Here is a 15381-nt window from a genome sequence, read left to right as displayed (position 1 = left end):
ACTCTCAAATGCCTGAGTATTTTTATATATGCAAACTAATATTTTTATGGAGTAAATTTTGTAATTTTATTAAGTAATCCATCTACCACATAAACTTCACCATTTGGTCCACATGCTACCCCTTGTGGCGAGAAGAAATCTCCTTCATTACCACTAAAATTCCCCCACTTTTCTATGAAATTTCCATCAGAATCAAATTTTTGGACTCTATTATTAGAGCTATCCGTTACATAAACATTGTCATTTTCATCAATTGTAATTCCTATTGGAAGGAAAAAATCACCATTTCCTATTCCCCAGTTTTCTAATGGATCTTCCTCAGGAACTCCTCCATTCGTTCCCCACTTTGTAATAAAATTACCATCCTTATCAAATTTTTGAACACGACTATTAGCTCTATCTACCACATAAATATTATCCTTAGAATCACTGGCGATAAAGAAAGGCTGCCTAAACTCTCCATCTCCCATTCCTTCTGTTCCCCAGCTACCTGCAAATACTCCCATGGGATTAAATTTAACAATTCTATTTGCACCAGTATCGGCAACATAGGTATAACCATCACTTGTAGTACATACTCCTACAGGTAAAGTTAGATGATAATATCCAAAGTTCATTACCCAGCCACCATTTTTAGTAAACACTTGAATTCTATTATTTCCTGTATCTGCTATCACTAAATTATCATATTTTTTATCGTACCAAATTTGTTTAGGTGTAGTAAATTGCCAATAATTTATACCATAAGCACCTGGGCCTCCATTGCCACTATTTCCACCCCATTTGTCCAATACATTCCCAGAACTGTCTATTTTTTGAACACGATGATTTAAGCTATCTGTAATATAAACATTCCCCTGAGAATCTACAGCAGCTCCAGTACTTCCTGAAAATACTCCATCGTCAGTTCTTAATTTTCCTATATTAAAATCTTTAGTAGCATAGGTTGAATATCCATCAAATTTAATTAATTGGCTATTTCCAGTATCTGAAACTATAAAATCGCCATTTCCTATAGGTAAAACCTGACAAGGAAATACTGGTTCTAAATCAGCAAGTCCTATAGAAGTAGAATATTTATAGTTATGATTAGAATCGAATTTCTTGATTTTATGATTAAAGGTATCTGCTATGTAAACATCACCATTAGAATCTATATTCACACCCCTAGGATAGAAGAATTTATTGGAACTATCTCCCGCTTCTCCTGTTCCTAATTGCTCTATATAATTTCCATCTACATCTAAAACCTGAACTCTGTTATTAAAGGTATCACATACATAAACTTTATCTCCTGTGGGATCTTGTTTTATTGCAATGCCTTGAGGAAGTCTAAATTTCCCATTAGCCGTACCTCTTCCCCCATATTCATATAAGAAATTTCCATTTTGATCGAAAACTTGAATACGATCATGAAATTCATCACAAACATGATATCTATTTTGACTATCTATGCCTATTTCTCTAGGCAGTCCAAATTCTCCGGGGCCATCTCCAAAAGAACCCCATGAAGTTATAAAATTCCAATTTGAATCAAATTTTTGAATTCGATAGTTGGCAGTATCTGCTACCAATATATTGCCATTGTTATCAATAGCCACCCCAAAGGGAGTATCGAATTCTCCATTACCAGAACCAAGACTTCCAAACTTTTCTATAAGATTTCCACTTTGATCAATCTTTACAATTCTATTATTACTCATATCTGCAACATATATATCCCCACTTACATCCTTGGACAGAGCCACCGGCGAATTAAAATAAACTTCATTGGAAGCCTCGTTAGGAATCCCCCAAACATCTTCAACATTCATTTGAGCAATGCTAACAGAAATAAATAAGTTAAATACCAAGAACATAGCTATTAAACCTCTAAATAATTTCCATCTTCCCATTCTACTATTCACTCCTTAAATTTATTTTTAGACATCAGTAAAATTTTACCAAATGCTCAAAAACTTTATATTTATATAAAAAGCTAAAAACAAATTATGAAGTTTCAAAAGAAAATAATTTAGTAAAATCTTTAGTGTCCCCCTAAATAAGCCTCAACAAGCTTTTTATCCTTAATAAGTTCATCAGCTCTACCTTCAATATTTATCTCCCCAACTTCCAGCACATAGGCATAGTCGGCAATTTTTAAGGTTTGAAGGGCATTTTGTTCTATAATAAGTACCGTTGTACCTTCTTCATTAATTTCCTTAACTATTTCAAAGATATCCTGTACTATAAGGGGAGCTAAACCTAAAGAAGGTTCATCCAATAGAAGTATTTTGGGACTAGCCATAAGGGCCCTTGCTATGGCCAGCATCTGTTGTTCTCCACCACTTAAAGTTCCTGCTATTTGTTTCTTTCTTTCTGCAAGTCTAGGAAAATATTTATATACTCTTTTAAAATTCTTATCTATATCATTTTTATTTTTTACTGTGAAAGCTCCTATTTTTAAATTTTCTTCTACAGTTAAATCAGGAAAAACCTGTCTACCTTCAGGTGACTGAATAACTCCTAGTGATGTTATTTTTTCTGCATCTTTGTTTGTGATATCTCTATTAAAAAACTTTATGTTTCCTACATTAATTTTCACAACACCAGAAATAGCCTTAAGTGTAGTTGTTTTACCTGCTCCATTTGCACCTAATAAAGCTATAATTTTCCCCTCCGGAACTACAATATTTATTCCCTTTAATGCCTTTATATTCCCATACGAAACCTCTAAATTTTCTATATTTAATGCTATCTGTGCCATTTTATTCTTCCTTTCCCAGGTATGCTTCCTGAACTTCTTTATTAGACTGAATTTCCTCGGGAGTTCCTTCGGCTAGCTTTTTACCAAAGTTAATTGCACATATACGGTCACAAATATCCATTACCAACCTCATATCGTGTTCTACTAATAAAACATTACATTTATACTCCTCTCTTATGGCCTTGATAAGCTCAGCCAAATTTCTCGTTTCCGTGTCATTAAGACCGGCTGCCGGCTCATCTAATATGATCATAGTAGGATGACTCATAAGGGTTCTGCCAAGCTCTATTTTCTTTAAAACTCCATAGGGCTGTCCGCTGGATAATTCATTTATTTTATCTTCAAGCTGTAAAAACTTTAATATATTAATGGCCTTCTTCCTAAGCTTTTCTTCTTCCTTCACCGCTTTCTTTAGTCTCAATGCTTGAGCGATTATACCGGTTTCAAACTCAATGTGGGCACCTACTAGTAAATTTTCAAGTAAACTAAGCTCCTGTATAAGCTCTACATTTTGAAAGGTCCTTACTAATCCAAGCTTTATAATATCATGGGTCTTTTTCCCTACTAAATCTACTACACTTCCATCATTTTTTGTGAAAAACACTTTCCCCTCATCGGGTCTATAGAATTGAGTTATACAATTAAACACCGTTGTTTTACCTGCACCATTTGGTCCAATAAGTCCATATATTTCACCCTTGTTTATTGAAAAGCTAAGATTGTCTACTGCCTTTAATCCACCAAAGGCTATTGACAGGTTTTCAATTTTCAATGTTTTATTATTATCCATTTTGGTTCACCTTTTTCTTTTCAAGTTTTTCTGATGCAATATTACTTTGTCTTCTTTTATCTATAAATTTTTTCACATCGCTTCCAAGGTGTATTAAACCATTGGGATAAAAGAGAATTACAACTATAATTAATATCCCTGTGAATATAAAGGATAAGCCATCTATATTTCCTATCACTGGCAATTGCTTCAATACCAGCTCTGGAATTCCAAATACTATAAAGGCTCCTATTATTGGACCGCTAATAGTTCTCATCCCCCCTATAACTATTACTGCCAAAACCTGCAAGGATAATGTTAAGCTCCAGGTTGCTGGATAAGCAAATCTTATAAAATGAACATATAAAACTCCACCAAGACCAGCATATAATGTGGCTACTGCAAAGGCTATAAGCTTATATTTTAAGATATTTATTCCCATTGCTTGGGCTGCTGCTTCACTGCCTCTCATAGTCAATAATGCCCTGCCAGTGGCTCCATGTATAAAATTATATGTTAAAATCATAACTGCAACTAAGATTATCGACATTAAAATAAAGGTAAGCTGTCTATCCAATTGAATAATATTAAATAATCTAGGGTAGCTTGCATTTTTTCCTGAGAAACCTCCAGTTATGGCATCAAATTCAATAAATACCTGTCTAAATATCTCGGCTACTCCTAAGGTTGCAATGGCTAAATAATAGCCTTCTATTCTAAGAGATACCAATCCTATTATTAACCCTATGGCAAGGGGTATAGCAACTGATATTATAAGTGAAATAATAAAGGGTAAATTCATATCGTCAGTAAGATAAGCAGATAAGTAGGCCCCAAGACCCATAAATCCTGCTGTACCTAAGGAAACAAGACCTGAATAACCTAATAAAACATTAAGTCCTATTCCTACTATGGCATAAAATATTATTGTTCCAAAAATAGTTATTGTGGCACTTCTTATAATACCTACTGACTGGAGAACTGGTGTAAGGGATATAAGAATTCCAAATAATATATATTTTCCATAAATACTTTTTAATATTTTTTTCATGGTTTTATTTATTCTCCTTTCTTACACCTTTTTAATTACTTTCTTTCCAATAATTCCATTAGGCCTAAATACTATAAAAACAAGTATTAATGTGTACAAAATAGCATCTCCCCAGGTAGAGGAAATATAATAATTAAGCATATTTTTACTAAAACCTATTATGTAAGCTCCTATTACCGGACCGTAAAAGGTTTGAAACCCCCCTAAAATACATGCTATAAGGGCACTTATTTGAACGTTATCCATCATGGAAACGTTTACAGTAATTGCTGGAGCAAGCATTAGAGCCGATAGGGTTCCAAGTGCTGCAGCCACTGCCCATGCTCCCATAGTTACAGTTTTAGTCGGTACCCCCATAAGCCTAGCTGTTTGCTCATTTGAAGCCGTTACACGTACCGCAAGTCCCCATTTAGTATTTTGTAAGAAATAAAATAATATTAGCATAATTGTAAGTCCCATAATTATATTTAATAGTGCATTATGGGTAATTGATGCCTCGGCTATTTGGAATGTACCGGAATGTATAAAACGCGGATATGTTAAAGGACTAGTACCAAAAATCATTGGTGCCAAGCCAGTTAAAAGCATTATTAATCCAAAGGTAATAATCTGTTTTGCCAGAGCAGTTATTTTTTTAGCCTGCCTCATAATAATAATGTCTACTAATACCCCCAATACAAAAGCAGAAATCATACCTACAATGGCCGCTAACCATACTGGAGCATTTGCTTTCATTAAAAAGAAAGTAGCAACAAAGGCATTAACCATACCTATAGAACCCTGTGCAAAATTTGTCATCTTACTTGTTCTAAATATAATTATAATTCCAAGAGCGGCCAAGGCATACACACTTCCTGTTTCTAAGCTGCTAAATAACAATTGTAAGAAAGTTGACATTTATTTTCTCTCCCCCCATTGAATTACATTAGCTGCCCAAACATAGCCTATACCAGCTGCAATCATCAGTACTACAGAACCGTCTTTGACTTTCCCTTCATCAAGAGCTAATTTTAAAGACAATATCTGATCTACTTGCCCCATATGTCCATAGGATGATAAATAAATCGTTTGATCTTCCTTTAAACCTAGTTCGTTTATCATATAATCATGCATTGATTTCTTAAAATGAAGTATAGCTAAATAATCAATATCCTCTCTTGTCATGCCGGATTTCTCTAAAGATTTATCTATACAAGTAAACCAATTTGGAAGTGATACTTCATTTAATCTGTCTTTCATATGCTTTGGATTCATAAGTTTAAGGGATTTATAAGCCTCTAAAAGGTTTTCTTCAGTAATAGGATTTACCGTGCCACCGATTTCAACTCCCGCATCCCTTGAAAGGGATCCATCAGCTATGATATGAGAAGCTAATAGTAAATTTTTATCATAATTTTTTTGAAGTATTATAGCTCCCCCTCCTGCTGATAAATTATACATCATCGACATATTCTTATCTTCAAAATCTACTAAGTCTCCGTTTCTATATCCCCCTACAATCATTATGGTATTAATTTCATCATCGGCTATAAGCATATCTTTTGCCATTTTCATAGCTGAAACCGTTGTACAGCATCTATTTTGTATATCTATGCCCCAGGCATTTTTCGCTCCTATTTTATCTTGTATGTAAAGAGCAGATGTAGTTAAGGGGTATTCCTTCCATTCTTCTCCCATACATAGTATTACATCAATATCCTCAGGAGAAATATTAGAATTTTTCAAAGCATCTAGAGCTGCTAAAGCCCCCATTTCCTGTGTTCCATCATTTTCTCCCGGTATACTCTTTTCAATAATACCAAGCTTGTTTTTAACAGCCTCTTCGCTCCATACCCCTTTAGTAGCCTCAGATATTTCCTTTGCTGTCATTTTATTTTGGGGTACGTAAAGCCCTATCCCTGCTATTCCCACATTTATTTTTGACAACTCAAACACCTCACTCATTATAATATCTTTTGCCCTTTAACCTATAAGTTTTTTACTGTGACTCAAAATTTTATCACATATCCCTCTGAAAAACGTTTTCCATTCAAGTACTAATGTAAGTACTTACTTACTTTATATTTTATCATCATTTCCTCAATTGTCAATACTTAATTATTATGGATTTTTTTAGAATATATAGAATTGTAGTCCTTGTAAATGAATTGTAATTTTAGAAATTTAGTATAGATATTCCAGAAAACTGTCTAAATAGAAAACCCAGATACTATTATCTGAGTTTAAAATCTTTTTAAATTTTATAAATAACATGGAGTATTTATCTTCTTTTAAAAACAAACTTAAAAGTATTAATATTTTAATTACTAACTACCAATCTGTTCTTTAATTTAGTTGATAACACCTCTAGAATTATTGCAGAAAATAGAACTAAATATGTGATAAACCCAACTTCACGAAGATCAAAGTAGAATCCGCTTGCCATAAATAATTCAAATCCAATCCCCCCTGCACCGGCTGCAGCACCCATAGCCACTGCATTTGTAAAATTGATTTCAAAACGTATAAATGTCCAAGATAATAAATATGTTGCCGATGAAGGTAATACTGCCTGAAAAACAATTTGCCACCAATTTGCTCCACTAGCCTTTAGTGCTTCTATAACTCCTGCATCCAGTTCTTCAAAGGATTCAGAATATGATTTTATTAAATATCCAACAGTATGAAATGTCATACCTATTACTGCTGCAACACTACCTAAACCTGCAGCAACGGCAAAGATTAATACCCATAGTACTGTCGGCACTGCACGAATGAAAGCAACAAAGCCTTTGATAATAGTAGATACTTTTTTGTTTGATAGATTTTCAGCTGCTAAAAGTCCCAAAATCAAGGCAAAAAAGCTGCCAATTAATGTTGTTAATAGAGCGAGACCAAAGGTAATTAGAATTTGATATAAAGCTTCTTTAATTGTAAAGTGTGTATAGTTTGCTTCGAAAAACATCTTTTTTAGATTTATTAAAGAACTGCTAAGGGCTTCAAATAGTTCAACACCTTTGCTATCCAAGCCTATAAATCCATATATGGTTAAACCCAGCAGTATAAACAAAGTTGATTTTATTGCAATTGACGAAGGAGTAGCTCTTTTTATCTTAATTTTCCCTTTTTTCGTTTTCCTATAGCCAGCTGTTGATACAAATGAACCTTCCATTATAAAATCACCCTTCTTAGATAGTTTGAAATTAACTCAATTATTAAAACAGTAATTACAACACTAAATACAACTAAGCTTGCAGCGTTATAGTTCATACTCTTGTAATATAAATCAAAGGTAAATCCAATACCTGTTCCTGTTAAAATACCCACTAATGTAGAGCTGCGTATATTTGTTTCAATCATAAACAACACCCAACTTACAATTTGCGGTAAGCTAGATGGCAATACAGCCTGAAAGATAATATGTAAATAATTACTTCCAGTTGCCTTTAGTGCCTCAACCGAACTAAAGCTTGCTTCATCAATAGTCTCTATAAATGCACGGGTTAAAAAACCAAATGTTACAAAGAATAGCGCAAGATAGCCAGTAAAATAGCTTTGACCAAATGAAAACAGTAATACCATTGCCCATGCAACAATTGGTATATTACGGAATATAGAAGCTGTTAATCTGCTTATTGAACTTAAAACATTATTAATCTTCGTCGTTTTGGAACCGAATAAAGCCAAAATTAATGCAAAAAGACTTGCAACTGTTGTTGATGTAATAGATAGAAATATTGTTTCCTTTAGCTTTTCTAAAATTCCAGGCAGCTTTTCCATTGCTTTTTCATTGGGATAAAAGTTAGATACCATCCATCCTATGGCTTTTGGCAGAGAAGTAAAGCCCTTTATAACATCATATTCAGTAATAGCAATTGAAGCAAAAGTAAAACCAGCTAGGATTATGAAAAACATTATATATTGCCTTCTTCTTTTTATAAATATATCCATCTTTATTTCACTCTCCTTAGTCAATGATTAAATTTCCTGCTTCAGCACCATATATTTCATAAATTTTCTCATTATTTAATTCTTCAGGGGAACCATCAAACACAACTTTCCCACTATTGACGCCTATAATTCGATCAGAATATTTAATGGCAACATCCACTTGGTGTAAATTAACCAAACAAGTAATTCCCATTTCCTTCGATACATTTTTCAAATGATCCATGATTACCTTTGAGGAGCTTGGATCCAAAGAAGCTATTGGCTCATCACATAAAATCATTTTAGGGTTTTGTATTAATGCCCGGGCAATTCCTACTCTTTGTTTTTGACCTCCACTCAATTCATCACAGCGTTTAAAAACTTCTTCTGATAAACCTAGTTTTTCCAAAATATCAAATGCTTGTTTCTTTTCTTCTTCAGTATAACGTCCCATAATTCCCTCAATAGTTGATTTATATCCTAACCGACCATGAAGTGTATTTTCAACTACACTTAATCTATAGACCAAATTGTAATGCTGAAATATCATACCTATTTTTGCTCTTAACTTCCTTAAATCTTTCTTATTTAAGTTTAATACATGGGACCCATCAAAAATTATTTCTCCATAATTTGCCTCAACCATTCTATTAATACATCGAAGAAGAGTTGATTTTCCTGCTCCAGAAGGCCCTATAATTGATACAAATTCACCTTCCTTAACAGAAAAGTTAACATCGGATAATGCCTTTGTATTTTTATACTGTTTTGATATATTTTTTACTTCCAACAATGCCATTGTTAACTCTCCCTTTTATTTTGATAATTCGCGAACAGGATCAAACCATGAATCTTCAACCTTTAAGAATCTACTATCGCCGTCTTTATCAAATAAACCTTTAAAATTTGAACCTTCTGGTACAAAGATTTTTTCATTATTAGGCACTTTATCAGAAGTCAATGCTTCAATAATCGCTTTTTGATCTTCTACGCTCAATACTTCACTATTCATAGCAAATGGGGCATTTAATACTGGAGTAACAGAAATCAACGTAAATTCTTCACCAGGTATAGTGTTGAATGGTTCTGCTGCATTATCCTTTACCTTGTAAACTGCCCCTGGCCGATTGGCTGTTCCATCAATGAGCTCAACATAATTTGCAACACATGAATCGCAAAAGGCAGCAATATCAGCTTTTCCAGTTAACAGATTAACAGCTGATCCCTGATGAGATCCTCCAAATAATACTTCCTTAAAAAACTTATCATCTCCCCCCTCCAATAAATCTTCCTTAGATATATTTTTCCAATTAGATTTTTTAGAAAAGTAAGAAATTATTCCTGCTGATGGAACTTTAAATCCTGAAGTTGAACTATTTGAAACGAAAGAAAACTTCTTTCCTTGAATATTATCTATAGAAAACTCATCTCCCAATTTATATTGATCCTCGTTACCTTTTTGAACTGACAGCCAGCTGTAATAAACAGCATCCTCTAAAGTACCTGATTTACCACTATTAACAACTACAGGTAATACTTTGTCATTTTTATTATGGGCTTCAATATATCCTTGGGCTCCTAACCATGAAATATGGGCATTTCCATTGACAAGTGTCTCTATTGTAATAGCATAGTCTGTAGTTAATTTATGCTCTACTTTTTTTCCAGTGGCTTCTTCTATTACCTTTGCAAATTCATCACGGGCAGATTTTAAATCATCTCCTGATTCATTTGGATACCACACCATAGTAATCGTATCGTAGTCTTTACCTGCTTTTTCAGTAGATGATGAACATCCTGTAAATATAGTGGTTAATAAAGTAATTGCAACTAATAATGAAAATATTTTTTTCATATTTGTTCTCTCCTTTATTCATAAGTTTTTTCCAATAAATATATTTCATCTATTCGCTATGCAAATAAGCAATATTTTCTGGGAAATATTAAAACTACTGGTATACAAAATAACATAACGAGCTAGATTACTAAATTACTACAAAATTATTATATATTTAAAAGATTAAATGAATGTTTATTTGCTGTTAAAAAATTGTTAATTGTTTTTATTTTTATATAAAATTGTCCTATTTGACTTAAAATGTCTAAATGATTTTTTCGATGATTTGTGAAGAAATTTCTTTATTACAGGCAGCAATAAATGTAACTTTGTTTCTATGGAATTTATGTGATGCTTTTTCAAATATAAAAGAGCTTTCTCCACCTAATTCTCCTAATATAATTGAAGCAGCTGCATAGTCCCATAAGCTTAATTTAGCCGACAAATATGCATGAATTTCACCAAGGGCAATTCTACAAATGGCTAAAGAAGCTGTACCACAGGCCCTATGCCCTCTTATATCTTTTGTTAGCCTAACTAAATCAGCTTCAAAATTTTCTCTGAATTTACTTATAGAATTTAAGCTCACATCAACTATAGCTTCCTTCAGTACTATGTTCGGGTCTAATATTTCTAATGGGATATTATTTAGAAAGGCCCCTTTATTTGAAATTCCTACATACATATCATCTTTAATTACATCATATACTACTCCCAATAAAGGCTCTTCATCCTTATATAACGCAATAGATATAGCAAAATCTTTTTTATAGTTAATAAAATTTGTTGTACCGTCAATTGGATCAATAATCCATATATATTTTCCCTTTACATAACTTTCCTTTGTATTTTCTTCTGTAATAAAGCCATGATTGGGATACCGGTTAAGTATTTTTTCTATTAAGAACTCTTCTATTTTTATATCGTATTTAGTAACTAGATCCCTATGGTCACTGTTTTTAAAATTGATACTTATATGGTTTTTTACAGCTTCTTTTAATATTTCTCCTGCTTGTTTAACAATGGGTTTTATAAATTTCAGGGCTTCTTCAATTTCATTATCAAAAAATTTTATATATTCCTTTGAAGTAAGAAAATCTCCTATTTTAAAATTCGAACCATAATCTCCATGATAATCACTGCCACCAGTTAAAATTAAATTATATTTTTCTTGATATTCTAGTATTTTTCTATGGTCTGCATCAGTATGATCCTCATGGTAAAGCTCAATCCCATCTAAACCAATTTCAACTAAATCATCAATTAGATCATAAGATTTTAGCTGCCCTGGATGGGCTAAAACAGCTATTCCACCATCGCCCTTTATAGCTTTTACAGCATCAAATACATCAATATATTCTATATCCCTTGCACAAATCCCATTACCTTTAAACAGCTGCTTATATAAACTTGAATAGATTTTATCTGTGTATCCCTTTTCTATTAAAACATCCATAATATGCTGTTTGTATATACATGTACTATATTTGGCTTTTTCATAGACCTCATCTAATCTAATCTTATAGCCATTTTCAATTAACTTCTCTATTTGCCATAATGAATTATTGTGACGCTTCTTTATGATTGGATCACATAAATTTTTGATATTATGGGCATTTAAATCAAATTTATATCCTAAAATATGAACCTTTCTATTGTTTTTATAGTCATAGGCAGAAATTTCGATTCCTGGAATGATTTTAATACCATACTTTTCTCCTACTTCAATAGCTTTTTTTAATCCCAAGGTAGTGTCGTGGTCTACAATTCCTAAATGTGTTATCCCTTGTTCTTTAGCCATTTGTATGGTTTCTTCTATTGAGTAGTTACTGTCTGATATGTTTGTATGCACATGTAAATCTGCTTTCATTCTAACCACCTCCCTATCAATATTTTTAATTTATAGAGATTCTCATTATAGATATGTGACCAACAAGATTAAGAAACGGAAGTAGACTCTGAGGTTTCCTTTTGAGCGATTTTTATAAACCTGTTTATCTACTAAATTTTTAATTAGAACTGGTTTATTACATGAGCCAAAAGGATTCTCAGTGTCTGCTGAAGTTAGTTAGATTTCAAAATACACATTTATATATAAACTCTTTATACAGCTATTTGATTACTATTAATAATTCCCTTGTCCATATTAAATTCTTTATCACATAGACCTTCCATAAACTCTAAATCATGAAAGATTCCCAGCATTGTTGTACCTTGCTTCTTTAACTGTTCTATTAATTCTCTAACCCTTAATTTAGATACATTATCTAAACTGGCAGTAGGTTCATCTAATAGTAATAGTCTAGGCTTTTTGACCATTGCCCTGGCAATGTTTAAACGTAATTTTTCTCCACCAGAAAATGTATTTGGATAGCTATCCCATAATTCTCTATCCAGCTCAAAGTGAATTAACATCTTCTCTGCTTCCTTTTTAGCGTATTCTTCATTTTTTCCCATTTCAAGAAGAGCTTTTTTAACAATTTGCCTAGCTGTAGTACGGGGCATAACATTTAAAAACTGTGATACATAGCCAATTTCATATTGCCTTAAATAAATTATTTGTCTTTCGGTGGCAGTGGCTAAATTTAGTAGTCCAAATTTCCATGAGTCATAATACAAATTACCTTTTTCAGGAAGATATGTTCTATATATAGACTTTAAAATAGTTGACTTTCCACTTCCACTTTTTCCAGTTATACCTATAAATTCTCCTTTTTTTAATGTAATACTAATATTTTCGCATGCCCTTATATGTTTGTTTAAATTGTGTAAAGTAAATGACTTTGATAGGTTTTGTATTTTCAATAAATCTTTCATATTATCACCTATTTTCTATAATATTTATTTACAAAGCTATTAATATCTCCTAGGAAATCATCAAATCTTTCTTTAATAAGGTCGTATGACCAGTCCCACCATTTTATTTCTTTTAATCTTTCAATAACTCAAGATTAGAATTTACTATTTTACAGTTTTCATGGATATATGGATCTCTGCCTAATTTTTTGTTTATCATATTACACCCTATAATTTGTTTTAGTTATTAGTTTGCCATCTACAAATACTGAGGTTATTACTGGGAAATTCTTTTCAATTTTTTCAATTATTAAAATATCCGCCTTTTTATTTTCTTTAATTGACCCAATTTCATCATCCATGTTTACAGCTTTAGCTGGATTAATAGTTACCAATTTAAGCATCTGGACCAGATCTTTTCCATATTCTTCATGCAATTTGAAGATTGAATGAAGCATAGCTGCGGGATAATAATCACTGCATAAAATATCAATACAATTATCCTCAATTGCCACAGCTGCCGATAAATTTCCTGAATGGGAACCTCCAAGTAAAACATTAGGAGCACCTGCAATTGTATGCATTCCATGGTTTTTTGCTTCTTTAGCCGTTTCCAATGTAATCGGAAATTCACTTATGGTGGCACCAAAGCTTCGTACCAGCTCGATTTTTTCTACCGTATCATCGTCATGGGATGCAATTGTAATTCCCTTTTCCTTTGCTAAATCTCCTATTTCTTTAATCATTTCAATAGTCAATTTATCTTTACTTTGACTTTCAGTAATAATTTCATCAATTTCAAAATCCTCTAAGTCTTTATATCCCTTTAAAGTATCTCGATAAATTTCTAAATTACGATATTGTCCTTGACCCGGTGTATGATCCATAAAGGAAACTAAATGTACTTTGTTTTCATTAATATATGATTTCAAATTGTCAACCTGTTCTATATTGTCAATTTCAAATCGTGCATGAAAACGATGACGAATTAGGTGTTTGCTTTCGTGGGTATTATCAATTAAATCAATAAATTTTTGTACATTTTCTGGATTTCTAATTGGTTTATTTCCAAATTCTGTTGACTTATATAGGGATAGGGAATGAAACATTGTGGTAATACCATGGGAAATAAGTTGTTTTTCACATTCTCTAAGGCTTAAGCTAAAATCCATTAATGTAGTAGGTCTAGGTGCTGCCATATGTTCGATATAATCTGAATGAATATCAATAAATCCCGGCGATACATAACCTCCATCAGCATCTATAATCTTGGTATCTTTATTTACACTTATGCTGCCTTCTTTGTCGATTTTCCTAATTACATCATCTTCAATCAATATATCGTATCCTGTTAAAATAGTATCTTCGGTTATAATATGACCATTGGTAATTAAATACATATTAATTGCCTCCTTCGCTTACAATAGTGAATAAACTAATTGTTGAGTATATTCATGCTGTGGGTCCTCTAAGATTTGATCTGTTAATCCTTTTTCAATAACACTGCCATTCAGCATTACTATTGTTCTATCGGCCAGCATTCTAATTACTCCTAAATCATGGGATACAACAACCATACTAATCCCTAATTCATGTTGAATTTTTTTAATTAAATCCAATACATTTGCCTGTACCGACAAATCTAAGCCCGTTGTAACCTCATCTAATAATAATATTGGAGGGTTATTTGATAAAGCCTTTGCAATTTGAACTCGCTGCTGCATGCCACCAGAAAAGTTTTTTGGTGGTTCCTTCATACGAAGGGTTGAAATATTTACATGTTCTAATAGTTTTTTTCCCCTTTCCTCCATTTCATTCACTTTTCTATTACCTGCTGCTATTAGCTTTTCAGCTATATTTCCAATTGATGAAAAATCCATTTTTAATCCTAAAAGTGGATTTTGATAAACTTTTCCAAGTACATTATTTCTAATATAACGCTTTTGCTGGGATGATTCTTCAAAAATATTTTCCTTACCATTTTTATAGCTGCTTATATATGCTCTTCCCCTTGTTACTTCCTGATCAAAATACAAGCATTTCATCATTGTAGATTTTCCGCTGCCGCTTTCACCAACCACCCCTAGAATTTCACCGGGGAATACTTCAAAGGAAATATCCTGACACGCATAAATTGTTCCACAAACAGGACAATAATTTTTATTAAGTCTATTAGGCTTTAGGTCTTTACAGCTGTCACAGCCATTACCAAATTGTTTACGTAGATTTTCTACTCTTAATATTGGCTTTTCAAAGCTTTCCATTACATACAC

14 protein-coding genes are annotated in these 15381 nt (G+C 32.5%); all 14 read right to left on the bottom strand.

The window, feature by feature from the left end; translation table 11 throughout:
• Nucleotides 1-44: 44 nt before the first annotated feature.
• Nucleotides 45-1895 carry a 6-bladed beta-propeller gene (locus tag B5X81_RS04935; RefSeq protein ID WP_079489848.1) on the bottom strand — a complete coding sequence of 617 codons (1851 nt, stop codon included), beginning with the start codon at nucleotides 1893-1895 and terminating at the stop codon, nucleotides 45-47.
• A gap of 131 nt (nucleotides 1896-2026) precedes the next feature.
• Entirely contained in the window at nucleotides 2027-2746 is a 720-nt protein-coding gene (locus tag B5X81_RS04930) for an ABC transporter ATP-binding protein (RefSeq protein ID WP_079489847.1), read from the bottom strand.
• Nucleotide 2747: 1 nt separating this feature from the next.
• Nucleotides 2748-3536 (bottom strand): ABC transporter ATP-binding protein, encoded by a 789-nt coding sequence (locus B5X81_RS04925; protein WP_079489845.1) that lies wholly within the window; start codon nucleotides 3534-3536, stop codon nucleotides 2748-2750.
• Complete coding sequence (locus tag B5X81_RS04920) at nucleotides 3529-4566, bottom strand: branched-chain amino acid ABC transporter permease (protein WP_079489844.1); 1038 nt, start codon at nucleotides 4564-4566, stop codon at nucleotides 3529-3531. Before B5X81_RS04920 ends, B5X81_RS04925 begins: the two co-directional genes overlap by 8 nt.
• 21 nt (nucleotides 4567-4587) lie before the next feature.
• Nucleotides 4588-5463 (bottom strand): branched-chain amino acid ABC transporter permease, encoded by an 876-nt coding sequence (locus B5X81_RS04915; RefSeq protein ID WP_079489842.1) that lies wholly within the window; start codon nucleotides 5461-5463, stop codon nucleotides 4588-4590.
• Nucleotides 5464-6492, bottom strand: coding sequence for a 3-oxoacyl-ACP synthase (locus tag B5X81_RS04910; protein WP_244282006.1), 1029 nt, complete (start codon nucleotides 6490-6492; stop codon nucleotides 5464-5466).
• Between the two features lie 373 nt (nucleotides 6493-6865).
• Nucleotides 6866-7717 carry a PhnE/PtxC family ABC transporter permease gene (locus B5X81_RS04905; protein WP_079489839.1) on the bottom strand — a complete coding sequence of 284 codons (852 nt, stop codon included), beginning with the start codon at nucleotides 7715-7717 and terminating at the stop codon, nucleotides 6866-6868.
• Complete coding sequence (locus B5X81_RS04900) at nucleotides 7717-8496, bottom strand: PhnE/PtxC family ABC transporter permease (RefSeq protein WP_244282005.1); 780 nt, start codon at nucleotides 8494-8496, stop codon at nucleotides 7717-7719. The genes B5X81_RS04905 and B5X81_RS04900 overlap by 1 nt, the downstream gene beginning before the upstream one ends.
• Nucleotides 8497-8512: 16 nt before the next feature.
• Nucleotides 8513-9274: a phosphonate ABC transporter ATP-binding protein gene (gene phnC / locus B5X81_RS04895; RefSeq protein ID WP_079489838.1), complete on the bottom strand. Its 762-nt coding sequence runs from the start codon at nucleotides 9272-9274 to the stop codon at nucleotides 8513-8515.
• A 15-nt stretch (nucleotides 9275-9289) separates the two neighbouring features.
• Nucleotides 9290-10330 carry a phosphate/phosphite/phosphonate ABC transporter substrate-binding protein gene (phnD, locus tag B5X81_RS04890; RefSeq protein WP_079489836.1) on the bottom strand — a complete coding sequence of 347 codons (1041 nt, stop codon included), beginning with the start codon at nucleotides 10328-10330 and terminating at the stop codon, nucleotides 9290-9292.
• Between the two features lie 247 nt (nucleotides 10331-10577).
• A complete protein-coding gene (locus B5X81_RS27280) occupies nucleotides 10578-12182 on the bottom strand; it encodes an inositol monophosphatase family protein (protein ID WP_079489835.1) in 1605 nt (534 codons plus the stop codon).
• A 233-nt stretch (nucleotides 12183-12415) separates the two neighbouring features.
• The gene (phnL, locus tag B5X81_RS04880) at nucleotides 12416-13129 is read right to left on the bottom strand and encodes a phosphonate C-P lyase system protein PhnL (protein ID WP_079489833.1); all 714 of its coding nucleotides are present in this window, start codon (nucleotides 13127-13129) and stop codon (nucleotides 12416-12418) included.
• Nucleotides 13130-13329: 200 nt separating this feature from the next.
• Nucleotides 13330-14508 carry a phosphonate metabolism protein PhnM gene (gene phnM / locus B5X81_RS04875; RefSeq protein ID WP_079489832.1) on the bottom strand — a complete coding sequence of 393 codons (1179 nt, stop codon included), beginning with the start codon at nucleotides 14506-14508 and terminating at the stop codon, nucleotides 13330-13332.
• Nucleotides 14509-14526: 18 nt separating this feature from the next.
• Nucleotides 14527-15372, bottom strand: coding sequence for an ATP-binding cassette domain-containing protein (locus B5X81_RS04870; RefSeq protein ID WP_079489830.1), 846 nt, complete (start codon nucleotides 15370-15372; stop codon nucleotides 14527-14529).
• Nucleotides 15373-15381: the final 9 nt, after the last annotated feature.

Source organism: Maledivibacter halophilus (genome assembly GCF_900167445.1).
Classification (GTDB): domain Bacteria; phylum Bacillota; class Clostridia; order Peptostreptococcales; family Caminicellaceae; genus Maledivibacter; species Maledivibacter halophilus.
This window is presented reverse-complemented; position numbering and strand designations above follow the sequence as displayed.